An 18299-nucleotide genomic window follows, 5' to 3' on the forward strand; every position below is an offset into this window, starting at 1 on the left:
GTCTCGGCCCGGGCCAGCAGGGCGTGGGCCTCACTGGCGGTGAGGGTGGCGAGCAGCGCGTCCCGCTGGGGCGGCGCGTGCAGCAGCGCCGCGATGCGTGACAGCACGTTGAGGTGCAGGCCCGCGGTGTCGGGTGGGGCCACCACGCCGACGAAGATGCGCACCAGGCCGTCCTCGGGTTCACCGAAGGCCAGACCGCCCCGGTGCAGCCCCACGCAGGTGACGATGCGCCGCACCCCCTCCACGCGGCAGTGGGGGATGGCCACGCCCCCTTCCATGGCCGTGGTGCCCAGCCGCTCTCGCGCGCGCAGCGCTCCGGCGAGCACCTCCCGTGGAACATCCGCCCCCGGTGCCAGCAGCTCCGCCAGCTCCGCCAGCAGCGACTCGCCGTCGTGCGCCCGCAGGTTGGGGCGGACCGCCTCCACCGCCAGGAAATCCATCCACCGCATGTGCATGCCTCCTTCCAGTTGACGGACGGCTCCCGCGCCCCGCGCTCAGACCGCGGCGGCGACGCGCTCCCGGCCCACCATCACGATGCAGGCCGCGAGCACGCGGGCGCTGTACCGGTCGCGCTCGCTGTCGTCGAAGGACCGGGCCAGCGCGTCCGGGTCGTCGTCCAGGAACAGCGTGGAGCCCACGCGCTCGAAGACGTGGGCCAGCAGGCTGCGGCAGCAGGTGCACCGCCACGCCTCCTCCAGCGCGCGGGCGCCCCGGCGGCGGGCATCCGCCAACCCCTGGGCCCCCAGCGCACGCACGGCCTTGAGCGAGCCCTCGTCCGAGCCCCCAGCGCGGCCCCCCGCCCGGCGCTCCGAAGCCCTGCCCGAAGAGACCCACGCGTTCAAGAAGGCGACCACTCCCATGATGTTCCGCTCCTTGGATGCCGGGAGCCTGTCCCGGTCACCCTCCCCCAAGAGCATCCCGCGTGCCGCCCGGAGCCCCCCGCATCCCCGTGTTCTTCCAAGGGGTTTTCCCGGCCCGCGCCACGCGCGGTTTCATCCTGCACGGTGACGCAGTGCAGGACGCGATGAGGGGCTCAGCGCCAGGGGGCGAGTCTGGCGCGGCACGCCTCGTCGCACTCGGGGAAGCTCCGGAGGAACCGGGCTTGTTCGCGGCACCGGGGCAGGAAGTCCCCGGCGTGGGGGCCTTCGCACAGGGTGTGGAACTCGTCGGAGGTCCGCTGGTACAGCGCCGCCCGGTCCCCGGCTGACAGCCCCTGGAGGCTCCGACGGTCGGAGCACGTGCTGGCGAGCGCCACCGCCGCCAGCGTCCACAACAGCAGCCAGCCCGGCAGGTCCCGCCACCACGGCCGGGCCAGCCGCCGCGGCTCGGAAGCATCCAGCTTGGAAGAAGCCATCCCCCACTTCAGGGCAAGGAGCGTGCCGCTCAGCGCGAGGGATGCGGGAGGAAGGGCCCCGCCTCGCGGCGACAGGCGTCGTCACACTCGGGGAAACGGACGAGGAAGTCCGCCTCCCGGGCGCACTTCTTGGGCCAGCGCGAGGCGCCGCCGTCGACCAGGCACAGCAGGCGGAACTCGGCGCGGGTCTCCGTGAAGAGGGCTTCCCGCTGCGAGGGGGAGATGGCTTCCAGCGCGCGGTTCTCCCCGCCCTGGAGCCAGATGAAGACGCCCACCATCACCACGAAGACGAGGGCCAGCCAGGTGCCCTTGCGCAGCCAGATGCTGGGCGGCGGGGCCAGCTCCTTCGCGAAGATGTTCTTGTCCTCGCCCCCTTCATCCGGGGGCGTCTCTTCGTTGCCCATGGGCTTCCTTCCATCCATGGCGCGTGCCAGCCGCACGGCCGCGCCGCAGCAGACACCAGCCCGTCCGGGGTTGCACCTTGCAACCGCCTTCCGGGGCGCACCGTGCCGGATGCGATGCACCCGCCGTGACTTGCGCCGCCCGGCATCCGACAGACGGGCCCGGCACACGGCATGCTCTTAGACTGTGTCCATGGAAGTGCGTGCCAGTGCCGAGGCGATGGAGCGCCCCATGCGGGTGCTCGTGGTGGACGACGAGCGAAACATCCGCCACACCTTGCGCGTGTGTCTGGAGGGCCTGGGCTGTGAGGTGCGAGAGGCCGCCACGCCGGAGGCCGCGCTCGCCGCGCTCGCCCAGGGGCCGGCGGACCTGGCGTTCGTCGACCTGCGGCTGGGCAACGCGTCCGGCCTGGAGTTGCTTCCCCGCCTGCTCGCCGAGTCACCGGCGCTGGACGTCATCCTCATCACCGCCTACGCGACGTTCGACACGGCCGTGGAGGCGGTGAAGCGGGGCGCGCGCGACTACCTGCCCAAGCCGTTCACCCCCGCGCAGATCCGCCACGTGCTGGAGCGCGCGAAGGCGCAGCGGGAGCTGTCCTCTCAGCTGGGGGATTTGGAGGGGCAGCTGGCGCAGGCGGTGCCGGAGGCCACGCTGGAGACGGCGTCGCCGGCCATGCACGCGGCCATCGGCTTCATCACGCGCGCGGCCACGTCCGACGCGGCGGTGCTGCTGCGCGGAGAGAGTGGCACGGGCAAGGGGGTGCTGGCGCGGGCGCTGCACTTCATGAGCGCCCGGCGCAAGCGGCCGTTCGTCACCATCAACTGCCCCACCCTGTCCGAACAGCTGCTGGCGAGCGAGCTGTTCGGACACGCACGCGGCGCCTTCACGGGCGCGGTGAAGGACCAGCCGGGGCGCGTGGAGCAGGCGGAAGGGGGCACGCTCTTCCTGGATGAAGTGGCGGAGATGAGCCCTTCGCTCCAGGCGCAGCTGCTGCGCTTCCTCCAGGAGAAGCAGTTCGAACGGCTGGGGGAGGGACGCACGCGCAAGGCGGACGTGCGCGTGGTGGCGGCCACGCACCGCGACCTGGAGAAGGACGTGGCGGAGGGGCGCTTCCGCGAGGACCTGATGTACCGGTTGAACGTCCTGGAGGTGAAGCTCCCCGCCCTGCGCGAGCGGCCGGAGGACCTCATCCCGCTGGCACGCCGCTTCGTCGCCTTCTTCGCGAAGGCCGCGCAGCGTCCGGCGCCGGAGCTGTCGCCCGCCACGGAGGCGATGCTGCGGGCCTATGCATGGCCGGGCAACGTGCGCGAGCTGCGCAACGCATTGGAGCGGGCGCTCATCGTGGGCGCGTCGGGCGTGCTGGAACCCCAGGCCTTCCCGGAGCGCATCGCCGCGGCGGTGGGGCCGGGGGTGAGCCTGGGCGGGCCGCACACGCTGGAAGAGGTGGAGCGTGAACACATCCTGCGGGTGATGGCCTCCGCGCCGACGCTGGACGAGGCGGCCCGGCTGCTCGGCATCGACGCGTCGACGCTGTGGCGCAAGCGCAAGAAGTACGAAGCGGACGCGAAGCCGGAGACGTGACGCGCGCGGCCTGTGCACCAGTGCATGCAGGCCTGACCCCTGGGGGTGAGGCGTGCAGGGACACTTGCCCTCGCGAGTGGATTGCGCCCTGGCGCGCGCGTGAAGACCCTGGCTCGTCATGAACCTCATCGACGTGCTCATCCAGCAGCACCGCGACGCCGAAGCACTCTTCGAGGCCTGGCGTCACACTCCGGACGAAGAGAAGCCGGAGCTGTGCCTGCGCCTGGCTGAAACGCTCACGCTGCACACCACCCTCGAGGAGCGCTGGGTGTATCCCGTCGCGCGAACTGTCGTCGACGGGCCGCACATCGACTTCGCCGTGGAGGAACACGGGGAGATGATGCAGCTGCTCTCCGAGCTGCTGCGCATCCGCCACGACGCGCGCCGCCGCGACGCCACGGTGCGGCAACTGGAGGCCGTGGTGGCGCAGCACATGTCCGAAGAGGAGCGCGAGGTGCTGCCCCGGCTGCGCAAGATGGACTCGGGCGTGTTCGGCCCGTCCAGCGATGAAATCGTCCGCTCCGCGTCCGACGCGCGCCGCGAGGCGATGCGTCAACTGGAGACGTCCGCGCCGGTGTGACGCCGCTTCAGGCCTCCGCGGGCTGCGGCAGTGTGAACCAGAAGGTGCTGCCCTGCCCTGGCGTGCTCACCACGCCCAGCTCGCCGCCGTGGGCCTGGACGATGTCCCTTGCGATGGACAACCCCAGGCCGGCGCCACCCGCCGGTGCGCCCGGGGCGCGGTAGAACTTCTCGAAGATGCGCGCCTGCTCCTGGGCGGGGATGCCCTCGCCGGTGTCCCGCACCTCGAAGCGCACGTGGGCTCCGTCGCGCGACACGTGCACCGACACCTCGCCGTCCTGGGGCGTGTGCTTCACGCCGTTGCCCACCAGGTTTCCCAGCACCAGGTGCAGCCGGTCCGGATCCACGCGCACCGTCTCCACGTCCGGTGACAGGGATTGCGACAGGCGCACGCCCCGGTCCTCCGCCAGCGTTCGCTGCGCGGACAGCGCGTGCTCCACCAACTCCTCCGTGCGCACCTCCCGCACGTCCAGCTGGAGCTGCCCGGACTGGATGCGCGACAGGTCCAGCAGGTCGTCCACGATGCCCTGCAATCGCTCACAGTCCTCGCGTGCCGCGAAGAGCAGGTCCGCCTGCTTCTCCGTCACCTGCCCCACGACGCCTTCCGCCACCAGGTGGATGGCCATGCGCAGCGACGTGAGCGGCGTGCGGAACTCGTGCGCCACCGTGGCCACCAGGTCGTTCTTCAACTCGTCGAAGCGCCGCAGCCGCGTCACGTCCTGGAGGATGAGCGTGGCGCCCACGACGTCTCCCGTTTCGCCGTGCACCGGGCTGCCTCGCGGCAGGAGCCACCGGCCGCCCTCCGGGGACGCCTCCACCCGCACCGCCTCCTCGTAACCCCGGGGCTGGTACGCGCCCCTTCCGCCCACGACGTGGGCTCGCACGCGCTCCAGGACGGCACGCACCTCCGGCTCCACGCGGCCCAGCGCGTCCCCTCCTTCGTCCAGCCTCAGGCGCAGCACCTCTTCCGCCGCGGCGTTCACGTTGAGCAGCCCGCCGTCCGCGCCCAGCACCAGCACCGGGTCGGGCAGGCTGTCGATGGCCGCCTGTGACACCGCCTGCGCCTGGAGCAGCTCTCCCAGGCTGCTCTTGCGGTACTGCCCCAGCCGCTCCGCCATGGTGTTGAAGTCCCGCGCGAGCTGGGCGATTTCGTCCCGCCCCTCCACCACCGCTCGCGCCTCTCCATCCCCCTGCCCCAACCGGCGCACCGCCTGCGACAGCACCGACACGGGGCGCAGCGCTCGCTGCACCAGCGACGTGGTGAAGAACAGGCCGAAGCCCAGCGCCGCCACCACGGCCAGTGCCATCAGCGTGTTCACCCGCTCGCTCTGCTGGCGCAGCCGGTCGCTCTTGCGCACCATCGCGTCCTGGTTCAACGCGAGGATGGAGGACGCGGCCGCCTTCGCCTCCTGGAAGGCCGGCGAGAGCGACTCGAAGTAGCGCTTGCGCGCGGCCTCCGCGTCACGCTCCTGGAGGAACGCGTCGAACTCTTCCCGGTACTTCACCCACGCGGCGCGCAGCCGCTGCGTCGCCTCCGCCTCGCCGGGCTCGGTGATGTTGCCCAGCTGGACGCCCAGCTCCGTCTCCAGCGGTGGGCGCTGCGCGGCCTGCTGGGCCAGGCCGCGCTCGCGCTCTCCCGCGATGATGAACAGCGCCGCGCTGTCCATGCGCTCCAGCTGTTCGGTGATGCGCTGGGTGGCGAGCACGCTGCGGTAGTTGTCCTCCAGCACCCGCTGGCCGGAGCGGCCCACGCGCGCCAGGGTGACGACGGCCGTGGTGCCCAGCAGCAGCAGCGCCACCACCAGCGGGGCCTGGGCCAGCAGCAGCCGGGAGCGCAGCGTCATGGGCGCTTCTCCTCGTGGGGCTCGAAGGACACGACGTGGATGTCGAAGCCGTCGCCTTCGCGCAAGAGGCGCGCGTCCGCCGTCATCCCCAGCCGCTGGCGCCACTTCGCCTGGTTGGAGCGGCCGATGATGATGTGCCCCACGCCGTGCGACCGGGCGAAGTCCAGCAGCGCGGCCACCGGGTCGCCCGCGCGCAGGCGCACCACCTCCGCGCCCAGCTCCTTCGCCTTCTCGATGTTGGTCAGCAGGTGCCGCTGCGCCTCCGCGTCGATGAGGTTCGGCGCCTCGCGCGGCGTCTCCACGTACACCACGAACCAGTCCGTGTTGAGCCGGCCCGCCATGCGGGACCCGCGGCGCAGCAGCGTCGCCGCGCGCGGAGGGTTGCTGGAGAGGGCCACCAGCACGCGGCCCCAGGCGCCTCCCTTCGGTGAGGGCTCCTCGCCCGCGCGAACCTCTCTGCCCGTCGTGGCACGGTCCAGGCTCTCCGCCACCTCGCGCAGCGCCAGCTCCCGCAGCGTGGAGAGGTTGTCGCCGGTGAAGAAGCGCTCCAGGGCGTGCGGCACCTTGTCGGGCGCGTAGATCTTCCCGGCCTTGAGGCGCTCGTGCAGGTCCTCCACCGCGAGGTCCAGGTTCACCACCTGATCCGCCGTCTTGAGGAAGCTGTCGGGCAGGGTCTCCCGCACGGTGACGCCGGTGTTGCGCTCCACCAGGTCGTTGAGGCTCTCCAGGTGCTGCACGTTGAAGGCGCCAATGACGTTGATGCCCGCGGCCAGCAGCTCCTGCACGTCCTGGTAGCGCTTGCGGTGGCGGCACACCGGCAGGTTGGTGTGGGCCAGCTCGTCCACGACGGCCACCTGGGGCCTTCGCGCGAGCACGGCGTCCAGGTCCATCTCCTCCACGGTGACGTCGCGGTAGCTGACGCGCTGGCGGGGCACGGCCTCCAGCCCCGCCACGAGCGCCTCCGTCTCCCGCCGGCCATGCGTTTCGATGAACCCCAGCACCACGTCCACGCCGCGCGCCTTGAGCGCGTGCGCCTCCTCCAGCATGCGGAACGTCTTGCCCACGCCCGCCGCGAAGCCGATGTAGAGCTTCAGCCGGCCGCGCCGGCCGCGCTCCACCAGCTCCAGGAAGTCCTCCGCGCGAGGTCGCCGCGTCGTCATGCCAGGGTCCTCCTCTTCCGGGGAGCCCGCCTCAGGGGGACGGGGAGACGGGCTGCGCGGCGCCCAGGGGCGTCGCGGGCGGGGAAGCGGCCCCGCCGAACTGGCGGTCCATCGCCAGGTTCAACGTGAGCACATTCACCCGGGGCTCGCCCAGCACGCCGAACGTCCGCCCCTCCACCTGGGAGCGCACCAGGGCGCTCACGCGCGCCGGGTCCACCCCGCGCGCCCGCGCCACCCGGGGCACCTGCCACAGCGCGGCCTCCGGGGAGACGTGCGGATCCAACCCGGACCCGGACGCGGCGACCAGCTCCGCGGGGACCGGGCCCGGGGCGCCGGGGTTTTCGCGGCGCAGCCGCTCCGCCTCCGCCACCGCTCGCTCGCGCAGCTTCTGGGACGTGGGGCCCAGGTTGCTGCCGCTGGAGGCCGTGGCGTCGAAACCCTGGCCCGCGGCGGAGGGGCGCGGCTGGAAGTAGTCCGGCCGCGCGAAGCCCTGGCCGATGAGCGCGCTGCCCACCTCGCGGCCCTGGTCGTCCCGCACCAGCGACCCGTTGGCTTCCCTGGAGAACAGCCCCTGCGCCATGCCGGTGACGGCCAGGGGGTACAGCACGCCCGTGAGGACCAGCGTGACGACGCTGGCGCGCAGGGCGACGAGCAGGGTGGAGACCATGGTGTCGGGATTCCTTTCCGGGCTCACGCCAGACCCACGCGGGTGAGCAGCACGTCAATGACCTTGATGCCCACGAACGGGACGATGACGCCGCCCACCCCGTACAGCAGCAGGCTGCGGCGCAAGAGCGCCGCCGCGCCCAGGGGGCGGTAGCGCACGCCCTTCAGCGCCAGCGGGATGAGCGCCACGATGATGAGCGCGTTGAAGATGACCGCGGACAGGATGGCGCTGAGCGGCGACGTCAGCCCCATCACGTTGAGCGGGGCAATCTGCGGGAAGACGCCCATGAAGAGGGCCGGGAGGATGGCGAAGTACTTCGCGACGTCGTTGGCGATGGAGAACGTCGTCAGCGTGCCGCGCGTCATCAGCAACTGCTTGCCCACCTCCACCACCTCCAGCAGCTTGGTGGGGTTGGAGTCCAGGTCCACCATGTTGCCGGCCTCCTTGGCGGCCTGGGTGCCGGTGTTCATGGCCACGCCCACGTCCGCCTGGGCCAGCGCGGGCGCGTCGTTGGTGCCGTCCCCCGTCATCGCCACGAGCTTGCCCTTGCCCTGCTCCGCGCGGATGAGCGCGAGCTTCGCCTCCGGGGTGGCCTCCGCCAGGAAGTCGTCCACGCCGGCCTCGCGCGCGATGGCGGCGGCGGTGCGCGGGTTGTCGCCGGTGATCATCACCGTGCGGATTCCCATGGCGCGGAAGCGGTCGAAGCGCTCCTTGATGCCGCCCTTCACCACGTCCTTCAGGTGGATGATGCCCAGCACCCGGGCGCCCTCCGCCACGGCGAGCGGCGTGCCGCCCGCGTCACCGATGCGGCCCGCGGCCTCGGTCAGCGCGTCCGGGACGCTGCCGCCCTGCTCCCGCGTGTGCCGCACGATGGCGTCCACCGCGCCCTTGCGGATGCTGCGGGGGTGCGGGTCCACCAGGTCACAGCCGCTCATGCGCGTCTGCGCGGTGAAGGGGACGAACGTGGCCTGGTGCGCACGCAGCTCGCGCGGGCGCAGCTTGTAGGCGTCCTTCACCAGCGTCACGACGGAGCGGCCCTCCGGGGTCTCGTCCGCGAGGCTCGCGAGCTGCGCGGCCTCCGCCAGCTCCTCCATGCGCACGCCCGGCATGGGCAGCAGCTCCGTGGCCATGCGGTTGCCCAGGGTGATGGTGCCCGTCTTGTCCAGCAGCAGCGTGTCCACGTCCCCCGCCGCCTCCACCGCGCGGCCGCTGAGCGCGAGCACGTTCTTGCGCAACAGCCGGTCCATGCCCGCGATGCCGATGGCGCTCAAGAGGCCGCCGATGGTGGTGGGGATGAGGCACACGAGCAGCGCGACCACGGCGGTGCCGGACAGCGGCACGCCCGAATAAAGAGCAAGGGGCACCAGCGTCACACACGCCAGGAGGAACACCAGCGTGAGCCCCACCAGCAGGATGTGCAGGGCGATCTCGTTGGGCGTCTTCTTGCGGGCCGCGCCCTCCACCAGGCCAATCATCCGGTCGAGGAACGACTCGCCGGGGTCCACGCCGATGCGGATGACGATGCGGTCGGACAGCACCTTGGTGCCGCCGGTGACGGCGGAGCGGTCGCCGCCGGACTCGCGGATGACGGGGGCGGACTCGCCGGTGACGGCGGACTCGTCCACGCTGGCGATGCCCTCCACCACCTCGCCGTCGCCGGGGATGACGTCCCCGGCCTCGCACACCACGCGGTCGCCCTTGCGCAGGGCGGGCGCGCCGACGCGCTCCTCGCGGCCGTCGCCGGTGAGGCGCCGGGCCTGGGTGTCCTGGCGCATGCGGCGCAGGGCGCTCGCCTGGGCCTTGCCCCGCCCTTCCGCCACGGCCTCGGCGAAGTTGGCGAAGAGGACGGTGAACCACAGCCACAGCATCACCGACACGGTGAACCACAGCGGCGCGCCCTCCGTGCGGGGGGACACGGCGTCCTTGATGACGAACACGGTGGTCAGCAGGCTGCCGGCCCACACCACGAACATCACCGGGTTGCGGGCCACGTCGCGCGGGTGGAGCTTCTTGAGGCTCTCCCACACGGCGGGCTTGAGCAGCGACGGGTCCAGCAGCGACGCCGGCTTGGACGAAGCAGCCATGGTCAGTACACCTTTCCGGCCGCGCCGAGGAAGTGCTCGACGATGGGGCCCAGGGACAACGCGGGGAAGAACGTCAGCGCCCCCACGATGAGGATGACGCTCACGAGCAGACCGGTGAACAGCACGCCCTGGGTGGGGAAGGTGCCGGGCCCGGCGGCCACGACCTTCTTGCCCACCAGCGAGCCGGCCAGCGCCAGCACCGGCACCATCATCAGGAAGCGGCCCGCGAGCATCGACACGCCCAGGCTGACGTTCCAGAACGGCGTGTTGGCGTTGAGGCCCGCGAAGGCGCTGCCGTTGTTGGCGACGCCGCTGGTGAACGCGTAGAGGATTTCGGACAGGCCGTGGGGGCCCGCGTTGTTGAGCGAGGACGTGCCTTGCGGAATCACGGCGGACACCGCGGACAGGCCCAGGATGACGAGCGGGAAGATGAGCACGTACAGCATGGCGAGCTTCATCTCGCGCGCTTCGATCTTCTTGCCCAGGAACTCCGGGGTGCGGCCCACCATCAGGCCCGCGATGAACACCGCGAGCACCGCCATCATGAGGATGCCGTAGAGGCCCGCGCCCACGCCGCCGAAGATGACCTCGCCCAGGTGCATGTTGACCAGCGGCACCAGCCCACCGAGCGCCGTGAAGCTGTCATGCATGGAATTGACCGCGCCGCACGACGCGTCGGTGGTGACGGTGGCGAACAGCGAGGAGGCGGCGACGCCGAAGCGCGTCTCCTTGCCCTCCAGGTTCCCGTCCTGGGCGACGGCGACGGCCAGCGCGGGGTTGGCCTGGGACTCGGCGGCGTAGCTGGCCGCTGCGCCCACGAGGAAGAGGACGGACATGGCGGCGAAGAGGGCCCAGCCCTGCTTCGTGTCGCCGGTCATCTTGCCGTAGGTGTACGTGAGGCCCGCGGGCAGCACGAAGATGAGCAGCAGTTGGACCAGGTTGGTGAGGGGCGTGGGGTTTTCAAACGGGTGGGCGCTGTTGGCGTTGAAGAAGCCGCCGCCGTTGGTGCCCAGCATCTTGATGGCCTCCTGCGAGGCCACCGGCCCGAAGGCGAGCGTCTGCTTCGCGCCCTCCAGCGTGGTGACGCCGTGGTACGGCGCCAGGTTCTGGATGACGCCCTGGGACACGAAGAACAGGGCCGCGACGAAGCTCAGAGGCAGGAGCACGTAGAGCGTGGCGCGCACCAGGTCGCCCCAGAAGTTGCCCAGCGTCTTGCGGCCCTCGGGACCTGGGCGGCGGGTGAGGCCGCGCGCCAGCGCGAGCGCGACACCCAGGCCCGCCGCGGCGGACATGAAGTTCTGCCACGTCAGCCCCAGCATCTGGGTGGCGTAGCTCATCGTGGATTCGCCCGCGTAGGACTGCCAGTTGGTGTTGGCGGTGAAGCTGGCGGCGGTGTTGAAGGCCAGCTCCGGGCCCACGGCGGGCAACCCCTGGGGGTTGAAGGGCAGCAGGTGCTGCAGGCGCTGGAGCGCATAGACGCCCAGCACGCTGAAGAGGCTGAAGGCGAGCAGGGAGGCCGTGTACTGGCCCCACGTCTGCTCCTCCTCCCGGGACACGCCGCACAGGCGCAGCAGGCCGCGCTCGACGGGGCCCAGCACGCGCGGCAGGGGACGGGCGTCCGTTTCGAGGACGCGGAAGAGGTAGGCGCCCACGGGCTTCGTCAGGGCGAGCACGAGGGCGAAGAACAGCAGGGTCTGCGACCAGCCAATGAGGGTCATGGCGAGGCTCCTAGAAGCGCTCTGGCCGGAGCAGGGCGTAGATGAGGTAGGCGGACAGCAGGACCGCGAGCGCGGTCCCGGCGACGTATTCGAAGGTCATGACAGGGGACTCCTCACAGGTGCTCACAGCCGTGGGCATAGGCTTGCGTGAGCACGAAGAAACCAACGGTCACCAGGATGAGGACGAGGTCCATGGCGGGAAGCTCCGCTTCGGGTTCAGAAGGTGGCGGTCGCGCCGACGACGACCAGGGTCTGGGTGGAGCGCGGCAGGGGCGGCCCTTCGTCCCCGCGCGTGGGTCCGTCGAAGACGTTCTGGGTCGAGTGGTCGTGGCGCGCCTCGGCCTTGAGGGTGAGGTGTTCCGCGGGCTTCACTTCCAGGGTGAGCGTGCCCTCGGCCAGGGTCTGCGCGGTGCCGCTGATCAGGCCGTCGCGGTCGCGGTACACCTCCGCGCGCGCCGTCATGGCCACGGGGGTCGCAAGCTGGACACGGACGTTGGCGCCCGCCGCGTACCAGAGGGCGGCGGAGGTCCCGGGGCGGGCCTGCCGGCCGACGTCCGCGGTGGCGGCGATGCTCACGGTGCCGGTGGCCTTCAGGGTGACGACGGTGTCCGCGAACAGACGCAGGGCCTCCGCGTCGCCGGAGCCCTCGTTGCCCACGAAGGTATTGAAGGCCGCGCTCAGCCGGTCCCCGGCGTAGGCCACCTGGGTGCCCAGGGCCTTGCCGCCGTTGTTGTCTCCAATGGTCTGCCAGCCATTGAGCAGATGGAGCTGCGCGCTCCAGCGCTCATCGAACCGCCAGGTGCCCTTGAGGCCTGTCTGGTAGTAGGGCGAGAACTCGCCCATCCACGAGCGGGTGTAGGTCCAGTTGAGCTGGGATTGGAAGGACTCCAGGCCGATGTGGCTGGGATAGATGCCCGCCTCCAGGGTGAGGGGGCCCTGTTCGAAGGACAGCGAGGCCTTCTGCACGTAACGCCAGACGTCGGGGCCGGTGGCGTCCTCCTCGGGCTCCGCGCGGTGCAGGACATCCATGCCGGTGCCGAAACCGAGCAGCACGTGGAAGCCCACGGGCTCTGGCGCCAGGCTCACGCCCAGCGAGGCCAGGTTGACGGTGATTTCATCGTGCCGGCGGGCGGTGGTGCCGGTGCCCGGCAGGAAGTTCACGTCGCTGCCGGGGCGGTTGAAGTTGTAGCCGTAGTAGGTGTCCACGCCGCCCTCGACCTGGAGCTGGGAGAGCACGGAGGAGGGGGACGCGGTCTCGGGGGTCTGGACCAGCAACAGCTGAAGCAGCGAAGAGGCAAGTTCGGGGGCGGACATGAGGTCCATCTTCCCAGGAGCAGTTCCTGTACCGCCCGCCGGGGGCGGAGCGTGCAGCAATTCCAGCGGGTTACGGCAGCGGCCCGTGGGGCCGGGTTGCAAGATGCAGGAATGGGGGCCGGCGAGGGTCGCAGGGTGAAAGGGGGCGACAGCGGACGGGCAGGCACCGGCGAGCGGTTACAGTGGAGCGCGGAGGTGGTTGGCGTGCATCCGTACCGGTGGAGCGAGAGCATCGAACCCAGGCTTCAGCAGGCGACCGAGCGGATGCGCCGGCTGCGTGCCACACGGATGCCTGCCGCCGCGGTGGAGAACCTGCGGCACTGGTTCCGGATCCACCACACGTACAATTCGAATGCGATCGAGGGGAACCGACTGACCCTGCCGGAGACACGGGCAGTCATTGAAGACGGCATCACCATCGCGGGCAAGTCGCTGAAGGACCACTTCGAGGCGGTGAACCTCGCGCATGCGCTCGACTTCGTTGAAGCACTGGCCCGCAGGGAGTCGGTGCTGGGCGAGCGGGATGTGCGCGAGATTCACGGCACCGTCCTGCGCGTCATCGACCCCGAGAACGCCGGTGTCTATCGACGCATCAGCGTGCGAATCGGTGGCTCGAAGCATGTGTCTCCGCAAGCCGTCCAGGTGCCCGAGGAGATGCGGACGTTCGGAGCGTGGTTGGCTGGAGCCAAGACCGAGCACCCGGTGGTCGTCTGCGCCATCGCGCATGCGTGGTTCGAGACGATTCATCCCTTCGTGGATGGGAACGGACGGACAGGGAGGCTGCTCGCCAACCTGCTGCTGATGCGGGAGCACTATCCCGCCATCGTCCTGCTCGTCGAGGACCGGGCGCGGTATTACATGGCGCTCGATGCATCCCATTCGGGAGACATCACCGCGATGGTGGAGCTGACGCTCGACCGACTGGACCAGGGCTTCGCGGAGTACGAGTGGGCGGCCCATGAGGTTCTTGAAGTCCGTGAGTTCCCGACTGACTGACTTGCGACGGAGCTCTGGACCTCTGCCATCAACCACCTGCTCCAGGCTCGCTGACGTCAGGGACTGCTGGACACGGAGGAGTCGCAGTCCGAAGTGCACTTGCCGGAACAGGTGACCTGGCCGGGATACGAATCCAGGATGACGCACTCGGTGCCGCCCGTGCAGGACACGAGCTCGCTGCACACCTGGGTGTCATCCACGCAGCGCGCCTTCGACACGCCGTCCAGCTTGAGCACGAGGCAGGACAGGCCCTGCGGACACTGGGGCAGGTTCACGCCGCACTCCTGCGCCAGGTCCAGCGACTGGCCCTCCCGCAGCTTCAACCTCCCCAGCTTCTCCCCGTCGTCCGAACCACAGGCAGCGAGGGTCATCACCGTCAGACAACAGCCCAGCATCCGCATCCAGCGCATCGTGGCTCCATGGAAGGCGTGAAGCCTCAGCCCGGAGCAAGGCGTGGACCAGGAGGGCGGCTCAGGGATTCCGCGCGCTTGCCTTGAGGAACCTGCCTCGGAATTCTGATGCAGCCTCGGATCCCTGGCGGCCCGGGTTCATTGACCCGAGCCCTTTTCCAACGCGACCCCACGGTTCGCGCCAGGATTGAAGCGCAGCTCGGACTGGAGTGTCACCGGAATGCATTGACCACGACGGCAGACGCCATGGAGCCATCGAGAATGGCCGTGCCGGGCTTTGACTCGGGTTGCTTCCGCATCTGGTCCTCGCTCAGCCGTGCCACCGCGCAGATGGGCACCTCGTCGCCGTCTGGTGGGTGGGCCTTGTAGTACCGGACGACGACCTGCGGCCCGCTCGTCCAGACCTGTCCGTACAGCCGGGTTGTCGTCTCCAGTGGGCCCAAGTCGCGCATGAGGACGCTCTCAATCGGGCCATCGTAGAGGGTGCTGCGGCGTGACCTCATCTGGTTCGCGTCCAGCTCTACGAGCGCGGCGTCACCCACATGCAGCTTCAGGTATCGCATGGCTTCGAGCGCCTTCTCTGGACACTCCTGCGGTCCAGGAGAGCCGTCCGAGCGCAATGAAACTCCACCCGTCGTGGTGCATGCTGAGGACGCGGCAAGTAGAATGACAGAGGGGATCAGCAGGGCTCGGCTGGTGGGCATGATCGGCACCTTTACCGCCGAATCAGGGTGCGATCCATCCGCACCAAGACCTGCTGGTTGCCGTCAGACCGGAAAATCCGAAGCGCCAGGTCCACGAGCTGCCCGTTCTTCTCGAAGGCGCTTTTGTCCGCCACGACGGCGATGGTTCCTGACTGTCCTGGAGCAATCGCGGAACGGGTCATCCGAAGCGCGAAGGGCTGCTTTGGATAGCTCGTCATGTCACGCGTCAGGTAGGCGTCCGCGAACTCCCATGTCTCGCCGTAGCCGATGTTCGACAGGTAGATGACGGCGGCTGCTTTGCCTTGGCCTGAGTAGACCTCAACGACCATTTCCATGCCCGGATCCTTCGGGCGGGCGGATGCAACGAATCGAAACGGCGTCTTCTTCGCCTGCCCATTCGCCAGAAGCGTCGCGTAGGCGTGGTCGATGGAGTTCTCCTCCTTGCGATGGCGCTCGTTTTCCTCGGCCAGGGCGTCGTTCTTCTTGAGGGCGTCCATCAGGGCCGAGTGCATGGCCGCGTAGCTCTCCCGGTTTTTGAACACGTCAACCTGTTGGTCGAGAATTGGCGGCCACCCACCACTGTCCTTCTCTCTCCACGGAGGCCTCACGAGGAACGGGATCTCGGTTCCATCAACCAGCGTCACGACCAGGGGGAGCCCTTCATCGCTGTCGAGATCCCGGATGGGCTCGATGATGACCTTGTTGCGGACCACCGTGAGCGGTTCGAGGCGGCCCTCCCAGCCAATGACCTTCGTCTTGCTGGGGTCAACGGGCACCTCGAAGCGCAAGGCCGTGATGACCTGCCCCGTCACGTAGACGGCTTGGGTGCCGTCTGAAGGGTGCTCGGAAAGCAGGATGGTCCGCTGCTTGGGGCGGTCGCACTTGTCGCTTGCCTTGGCGGTCGCCGCGCTCAGAAGCAAGAAGACCAGGGCAGACCCTGCGAGTGGGCTAAGTCGCATAGACGGGACAACGTAACAGGGTGGCAGTCCCACAGCCAACCCGGGGCGCCCATCAAGCCGGTCAAAAAGGAGCTTGCGAGGATGACCAACGAGCTTCTGACACAGGGCTCCGACTTGCGGAGTCTCATTGTGAAGGTGGAGGGGTGAGGTGGAGCGCCATTTCTACTGGGTGAGGCTGGGGGATGTGCCGCAGTGGCTCGTCGAGACACCGACACGGGGTTCAGGCGAGGCTTTTGACGAGCCCTGGATGTTCGCTGATGGCCGTGTCCTTGAAGAACCGGGGCGCATGAAGGCCCTCATTGCAACTCCAGGCAAGAGGCGGGAGTTCGTATTCTCCGTGATAGAGCGGGCCCCCATTGTCAGCCATGCCATCGCGAACGTCTTCCGGGCACTGGCCCCCGATGACGTTCAGCTCTTTCCGGTGATGGTGGAGGGAGAGGCTGACCCGTTCTTCGTCGTCAATGCGACCAAGGTGATTGATTGCCTCGACGAGGCACGGTGCAGGGAGGTTCACCACGATGACGAGGACGACCCTTCCCCTGGATATGAAGGCGAGTACCGGTGGATCTACGGACTGCGAATCGACCCCACGAAGACCGAGGGCGCGCAGGTCTTCCGGCTGAAGAAGTTCAAGACGGCGTTCATCGTGTCGGAGGACATCAAGAACGCACTCGAGGGGGTCGGGAATCTGGGGGTGTCGTTCGAACGCGTGACCGGAGCGCCCGAGCCCCGCTGACGGTGTCTCACTCAGGTCCCGAAGCGCGCGAGGAAGACCTTGTACTGGAGCGACACGAAGAGCGGCTTCGGCGCCACCAGCCCGGCCCGCTCGAACATCGCGAACAGGGCGGCATCGGACTCGATGGGCTGCATCTTCGCCATGGCCTGACGCCGGGCCTCCAGCTTCTCCTGCGTCACGCCGTACGCCCGCAGCCGCCGGAACTCCACGTTCGTCAGCTCGGGGTCCTTGCCCACGCGGCAGCCCAGCACCAGCGGCGCTCCCGGCTTGAGCCTCCGCGTCACCTCCCGCAGCAACTCGACGCGGGCCTCCTCCCCATCTACGTGGTGCAGGACTCCCATCAACTGCGCGCCGTCGAATGGAGGACCTTGCGGCAGGGTGCGCAGCTCGCCCTCGTGCAGGTGCGTGCGCGCGAGCAGCCCCTCCGCCTCCAATCGCTTGCGCGCGACCTCCAGCATCGGCGCCGAAGGCTCTACCCCCGTGAAGCGCCAGCCCGGCACATCGAAGCGCTGATAGGGCAGCAACTCAGCGCCCGTGCCCAGGCCCACGTGCAGCAGGGACGCCGTGTCCTGACCGTCCAGACAGGCGGCCAGGGCGCTGACGCCCAGCTCATACGCCGCCTGGTAGCCGGCGAGGTTGACCGCGGCCTGGGTGTCGTAATGAGGAGCGCGGTCGGCGCCAAAGCCATGCACGGGTGCGTGGGCGGAATGATCGTGGGTCATGACCGGAAGATGCGTCCGGCCTTCGCTGGATGGCAGAGCGGGGATTCAGACCGCATCGGCGGTTCTTTCGATTCGAAGCGTCGCCAATCCCTGGCGGCTCAACCACAGTCGCCTCTGTCCCTGCCATTGCCCTCGAGTCCTACCAACCTGGTAGGCCCCGGCGACGCCAGGACGCGTCATGGATTCACAAACCCCTGTCTTCACGCACAAAGACTGTCAGCCGACTACATCCCATCTGTAAGGCTTTAACGTGGCTCCAAAGGAATCAGACCTATAACGTTTTCTTTTCATCACCGGCACTGGGGGCCGCACGATGAGAGAAGAACTCGACAGGTCTGACATGGAGTACGCCGACTTCGCGGTCCGTCATCAGTCCATCCTGATGGCGGTCGCCCGGAACATCTGCGGGGGGAATGCCACGGCGTGTGACGACCTGGTCCAGGACGTCCTGCTGCGGGCCCTGCTGAAGTGGGACAGCCTGCGCGGCTGGGGGGAGCCAGAGCGCCGGGCGTGGCTGGTGCGGGTGCTGCACAACCGCTTCCTCGACACGTGCCGCCGTTCGCGCACGGAAGCCACCACCGTCATCAACCTGGGCAACGTTCACAAGCTCTTCGAGGAGCCGGACGCGCCGGACCCGGAGCTGTGGGAGTGCGTCACCGAGGCGGAGCTGCTCCAGGCCGTCGCGTTGCTGCCCTTCAACCTGCGCCGGACCTTCGAGCTGCACTCGGAGGGGCTGCGCCACGCGGAGATCGGCCGCCGGCTGGGGGCGCCCGTGGGCACGGTGGGCACGTGGCTCTACCACGCGCGGTTGAAACTGCGTGACCAGCTTCGCGACATGGCCGAGGCCCGTCGGAAGCTGGGGAGCGGATGAACAGCCACTGCACCCACCTCCCCGCCTTCGTGAACGGGGAGCTGCCCCTCGAACTCCACGAGGGCTTCCGCGCCCACCTCGCCTCCTGTGAGGACTGCGGCGTGCGGTTCCATGACCTGTTGCAGGCGGACGTCCTCGGACGGCTGGCGATCGCGAAAGCGGCGCCACCCCCAGGGAGCCGCGCGGCCTCCCCAGTCC

21 protein-coding genes are annotated in these 18299 nt (G+C 69.5%); 6 read left to right on the top strand and 15 right to left on the bottom strand.

Going from position 1 to position 18299, the window contains the following annotated elements:
* The 4 genes from D7W79_RS21800 to D7W79_RS21815 form a co-directional block, all read right to left on the bottom strand.
* Positions 1-449: PTS sugar transporter subunit IIA (locus tag D7W79_RS21800; RefSeq protein WP_147442005.1), on the bottom strand; the 449-nt coding region annotated here is incomplete at its 3' end.
* 45 nt (positions 450-494) lie between these two features.
* Positions 495-860: a hypothetical protein gene (locus D7W79_RS21805; RefSeq protein WP_147442006.1), complete on the bottom strand. Its 366-nt coding sequence runs from the start codon at positions 858-860 to the stop codon at positions 495-497.
* Between the two features lie 173 nt (positions 861-1033).
* Positions 1034-1354: a hypothetical protein gene (locus D7W79_RS21810; protein ID WP_120527315.1), complete on the bottom strand. Its 321-nt coding sequence runs from the start codon at positions 1352-1354 to the stop codon at positions 1034-1036.
* A gap of 29 nt (positions 1355-1383) precedes the next feature.
* A complete protein-coding gene (locus D7W79_RS21815; RefSeq protein ID WP_120527316.1) occupies positions 1384-1758 on the bottom strand; it encodes a hypothetical protein in 375 nt (124 codons plus the stop codon).
* A gap of 229 nt (positions 1759-1987) precedes the next feature.
* On the opposite strand from D7W79_RS21815, the gene D7W79_RS21820 reads away from it, so the two are divergent.
* The gene (locus D7W79_RS21820) at positions 1988-3337 is read left to right on the top strand and encodes a sigma-54-dependent transcriptional regulator (RefSeq protein ID WP_167497724.1); all 1350 of its coding nucleotides are present in this window, start codon (positions 1988-1990) and stop codon (positions 3335-3337) included.
* 118 nt (positions 3338-3455) lie between these two features.
* Positions 3456-3917, top strand: a complete 462-nt coding sequence (locus D7W79_RS21825; RefSeq protein WP_120527318.1) for a hemerythrin domain-containing protein — start codon at positions 3456-3458, stop codon at positions 3915-3917.
* Positions 3918-3924: 7 nt separating this feature from the next.
* On the opposite strand, the gene D7W79_RS21830 is transcribed toward D7W79_RS21825, so the two are convergent.
* The 7 genes from D7W79_RS21830 to D7W79_RS21860 all read right to left on the bottom strand — a co-directional run bounded on the left by D7W79_RS21830 (position 3925) and on the right by D7W79_RS21860 (position 12703).
* Positions 3925-5760 carry a HAMP domain-containing sensor histidine kinase gene (locus D7W79_RS21830; RefSeq protein ID WP_120527319.1) on the bottom strand — a complete coding sequence of 612 codons (1836 nt, stop codon included), beginning with the start codon at positions 5758-5760 and terminating at the stop codon, positions 3925-3927.
* A complete protein-coding gene (locus D7W79_RS21835; protein ID WP_120527320.1) occupies positions 5757-6920 on the bottom strand; it encodes a sensor protein KdpD in 1164 nt (387 codons plus the stop codon). The genes D7W79_RS21830 and D7W79_RS21835 overlap by 4 nt, the downstream gene beginning before the upstream one ends.
* 31 nt (positions 6921-6951) lie before the next feature.
* Entirely contained in the window at positions 6952-7587 is a 636-nt protein-coding gene (kdpC, locus tag D7W79_RS21840) for a potassium-transporting ATPase subunit KdpC (protein ID WP_120527321.1), read from the bottom strand.
* 23 nt (positions 7588-7610) lie between these two features.
* Complete coding sequence (kdpB, locus tag D7W79_RS21845; RefSeq protein WP_120527322.1) at positions 7611-9671, bottom strand: potassium-transporting ATPase subunit KdpB; 2061 nt, start codon at positions 9669-9671, stop codon at positions 7611-7613.
* Positions 9672-9673: 2 nt separating this feature from the next.
* On the bottom strand, positions 9674-11389 hold the full coding sequence (gene kdpA / locus D7W79_RS21850) for a potassium-transporting ATPase subunit KdpA (RefSeq protein ID WP_120527323.1): 1716 nt from the start codon (positions 11387-11389) through the stop codon (positions 9674-9676).
* Positions 11390-11399: 10 nt separating this feature from the next.
* Positions 11400-11489, bottom strand: a complete 90-nt coding sequence (kdpF, locus tag D7W79_RS21855; RefSeq protein WP_120527324.1) for a K(+)-transporting ATPase subunit F — start codon at positions 11487-11489, stop codon at positions 11400-11402.
* 116 nt (positions 11490-11605) lie between these two features.
* Positions 11606-12703: an outer membrane beta-barrel protein gene (locus tag D7W79_RS21860; protein WP_120527330.1), complete on the bottom strand. Its 1098-nt coding sequence runs from the start codon at positions 12701-12703 to the stop codon at positions 11606-11608.
* A 195-nt stretch (positions 12704-12898) separates the two neighbouring features.
* Here D7W79_RS21860 and D7W79_RS21865 point away from each other — a divergent pair, with 195 nt between their 5' ends.
* On the top strand, positions 12899-13699 hold the full coding sequence (locus D7W79_RS21865; RefSeq protein WP_244221897.1) for a Fic family protein: 801 nt from the start codon (positions 12899-12901) through the stop codon (positions 13697-13699).
* A 56-nt stretch (positions 13700-13755) separates the two neighbouring features.
* On the opposite strand, the gene D7W79_RS21870 is transcribed toward D7W79_RS21865, so the two are convergent.
* The 3 genes from D7W79_RS21870 to D7W79_RS21880 all read right to left on the bottom strand — a co-directional run bounded on the left by D7W79_RS21870 (position 13756) and on the right by D7W79_RS21880 (position 15733).
* Positions 13756-14109, bottom strand: coding sequence for a hypothetical protein (locus tag D7W79_RS21870; protein WP_120527326.1), 354 nt, complete (start codon positions 14107-14109; stop codon positions 13756-13758).
* Positions 14110-14321: 212 nt separating this feature from the next.
* Positions 14322-14813 carry a serine/threonine protein kinase gene (locus D7W79_RS21875; RefSeq protein WP_120527331.1) on the bottom strand — a complete coding sequence of 164 codons (492 nt, stop codon included), beginning with the start codon at positions 14811-14813 and terminating at the stop codon, positions 14322-14324.
* An 11-nt stretch (positions 14814-14824) separates the two neighbouring features.
* Entirely contained in the window at positions 14825-15733 is a 909-nt protein-coding gene (locus D7W79_RS21880) for a DUF2381 family protein (protein ID WP_338078818.1), read from the bottom strand.
* 187 nt (positions 15734-15920) lie between these two features.
* Between D7W79_RS21880 and D7W79_RS21885 the strand changes: the two genes are divergently transcribed.
* The gene (locus tag D7W79_RS21885) at positions 15921-16508 is read left to right on the top strand and encodes an imm11 family protein (RefSeq protein ID WP_208729800.1); all 588 of its coding nucleotides are present in this window, start codon (positions 15921-15923) and stop codon (positions 16506-16508) included.
* Positions 16509-16519: 11 nt separating this feature from the next.
* Here D7W79_RS21885 and D7W79_RS21890 read toward each other — a convergent pair whose 3' ends face one another.
* Entirely contained in the window at positions 16520-17230 is a 711-nt protein-coding gene (locus D7W79_RS21890; protein WP_120527328.1) for a class I SAM-dependent methyltransferase, read from the bottom strand.
* A 313-nt stretch (positions 17231-17543) separates the two neighbouring features.
* Between D7W79_RS21890 and D7W79_RS21895 the strand changes: the two genes are divergently transcribed.
* The gene (locus D7W79_RS21895) at positions 17544-18101 is read left to right on the top strand and encodes an RNA polymerase sigma factor (RefSeq protein WP_120527329.1); all 558 of its coding nucleotides are present in this window, start codon (positions 17544-17546) and stop codon (positions 18099-18101) included.
* A partial coding sequence (locus D7W79_RS21900; protein ID WP_147442007.1) for an anti-sigma factor family protein occupies positions 18098-18299 on the top strand: 202 nt, incomplete at its 3' end. The genes D7W79_RS21895 and D7W79_RS21900, both read left to right, overlap by 4 nt.

The sequence above is a fragment of the Corallococcus exercitus genome (genome assembly GCF_003611585.1).
Classification (GTDB): domain Bacteria; phylum Myxococcota; class Myxococcia; order Myxococcales; family Myxococcaceae; genus Corallococcus; species Corallococcus exercitus.

Excerpts from the sequence above, each read along its gene's own strand:
- D7W79_RS21830 (WP_120527319.1), bottom strand. The coding sequence starts at position 5,760 with ATGACGCTGCGCTCCCGGCTGCTGCTGGCCCAGGCCCCGCTGGTGGTG.
- D7W79_RS21860 (WP_120527330.1), bottom strand. The coding sequence starts at position 12,703 with ATGTCCGCCCCCGAACTTGCCTCTTCGCTGCTTCAGCTGTTGCTGGTC.
- D7W79_RS21810 (WP_120527315.1), bottom strand. The coding sequence starts at position 1,354 with ATGGCTTCTTCCAAGCTGGATGCTTCCGAGCCGCGGCGGCTGGCCCGG.
- D7W79_RS21820 (WP_167497724.1), top strand. The coding sequence starts at position 1,988 with ATGCGGGTGCTCGTGGTGGACGACGAGCGAAACATCCGCCACACCTTG.
- D7W79_RS21870 (WP_120527326.1), bottom strand. The coding sequence starts at position 14,109 with ATGCGCTGGATGCGGATGCTGGGCTGTTGTCTGACGGTGATGACCCTC.
- kdpB (WP_120527322.1), bottom strand. The coding sequence starts at position 9,671 with ATGGCTGCTTCGTCCAAGCCGGCGTCGCTGCTGGACCCGTCGCTGCTC.
- kdpC (WP_120527321.1), bottom strand. The coding sequence starts at position 7,587 with ATGGTCTCCACCCTGCTCGTCGCCCTGCGCGCCAGCGTCGTCACGCTG.
- D7W79_RS21890 (WP_120527328.1), bottom strand. The coding sequence starts at position 17,230 with ATGACCCACGATCATTCCGCCCACGCACCCGTGCATGGCTTTGGCGCC.
- D7W79_RS21835 (WP_120527320.1), bottom strand. The coding sequence starts at position 6,920 with ATGACGACGCGGCGACCTCGCGCGGAGGACTTCCTGGAGCTGGTGGAG.
- D7W79_RS21805 (WP_147442006.1), bottom strand. The coding sequence starts at position 860 with ATGGGAGTGGTCGCCTTCTTGAACGCGTGGGTCTCTTCGGGCAGGGCT.
- D7W79_RS21895 (WP_120527329.1), top strand. The coding sequence starts at position 17,544 with ATGAGAGAAGAACTCGACAGGTCTGACATGGAGTACGCCGACTTCGCG.
- D7W79_RS21825 (WP_120527318.1), top strand. The coding sequence starts at position 3,456 with ATGAACCTCATCGACGTGCTCATCCAGCAGCACCGCGACGCCGAAGCA.
- kdpA (WP_120527323.1), bottom strand. The coding sequence starts at position 11,389 with ATGACCCTCATTGGCTGGTCGCAGACCCTGCTGTTCTTCGCCCTCGTG.
- D7W79_RS21815 (WP_120527316.1), bottom strand. The coding sequence starts at position 1,758 with ATGGGCAACGAAGAGACGCCCCCGGATGAAGGGGGCGAGGACAAGAAC.
- kdpF (WP_120527324.1), bottom strand. The coding sequence starts at position 11,489 with ATGACCTTCGAATACGTCGCCGGGACCGCGCTCGCGGTCCTGCTGTCC.
- D7W79_RS21875 (WP_120527331.1), bottom strand. The coding sequence starts at position 14,813 with ATGCCCACCAGCCGAGCCCTGCTGATCCCCTCTGTCATTCTACTTGCC.